Below are 1,289 nucleotides of genomic sequence, written 5' to 3' on the forward strand. Positions count from 1 at the left end.
CGGGCTGCACGATGGCGCCGCATTACACGCGGCCCGATGCACCCGTCGCGCAGGCGTACCCGGCCGGCGGCGTCTACGCGACGCAGCCGGGTGCGGCCGGCGCGCGCAGCGCGAACGGCCAGGCGGCGACCGCCATCGGCTGGCGCGAGTTCTTCGTCGATCCGCGCCTGCAGCGGCTGATCGAGATCGCGCTGAAAAACAACCGCGACCTGCGCGTGTCGGTGCTGAACGTCGAGGCCGCGCGTGCGCAGTACCAGATCACGCGTGCGGGGCTGTTCCCGACGCTCGACGGGACGGGCACGGGCAGCATCCAGCGCGTGCCGCAGGGTCTTTCGCAGACCGGTGCGCCGTACATCTCGCGCGCCTACAACGTCGGCCTGTCGGCGTCGTGGGAGCTCGACCTGTTCGGTCGCGTGCAGAGCCTGAAGGACCAGGCGCTCGCGCAGTACCTGTCGACGTCGTACGCACGGCAGGCGTCGGAGATCTCGCTGGTGTCGCAGGTGGCCGATCAATACCTGACGCTGCTGTCGACCGATGACCTGCTGAAGGTCACGGAGGACACGCTGAAGACCGCGCAGGCGTCGTACGACCTGACCAAGCTGCAATTCGACAACGGCACGGGCTCCGAGCTCGAGCTGCGTCAGGCGCAGACGGTAGTCGAGACGGCGCTCGCGAACCAGCAGGCGCAGGCGCGTGCGCGCGCACAGGCGCTGAACGCGCTGGTGCTGCTGATCGGCGAGCCGCTGCCGGACGATCTGCCGGCGGGCATGCCGCTCGACGCGCAGAACCTGCTGACGGACGTGCCGGCCGGGTTGCCGTCGGATCTGCTGACGCGTCGTCCGGACGTGATGCAGGCCGAGCAGACGCTGCTGGCCGCGAACGCGAACATCGGCGCGGCGCGCGCGGCGTTCTTCCCGAAGATCTCGCTGACGGGCGCGTTCGGCACCGGCAGCCCGACGCTGGGCGGCCTGTTCAAGGCCGGCACGGCGGCATGGTCGTTCGCGCCGCAGATCACGATGCCGATCTTCGAAGGCGGGCAGAACATCGCGAACCTGAATCTCGCGCACGTGCAGAAGCGCATCGAGATCGCGAACTACGAGAAGGCGATCCAGTCGGCGTTCCGCGAAGTATCGGACGGGCTCGCCGCACGCGGCACGTACGATCAGCAGATCGCGGCATTGCAGCGCAACGAGCACGCGCAGCAGCGTCGCTTCGATCTGTCGGACCTGCGTTACAAGAACGGTGTGGACAGCTATCTGTCGGTGCTGACCGCGCAGACGGATCTGTAC

General features: G+C 68.7%; 1 protein-coding gene. It reads left to right on the forward strand.

Annotated elements, in window-relative coordinates; translation table 11 throughout:
- Positions 1-1,289, forward strand: a 1,289-nt coding sequence (locus J8I33_RS34220) for an efflux transporter outer membrane subunit (RefSeq protein WP_209939999.1), incomplete at both ends; no start/stop codon positions are given.

This window comes from Burkholderia sp. AcTa6-5 (assembly GCF_017815075.1).
Taxonomy (GTDB): Bacteria; Pseudomonadota; Gammaproteobacteria; order Burkholderiales; family Burkholderiaceae; genus Burkholderia; species Burkholderia sola.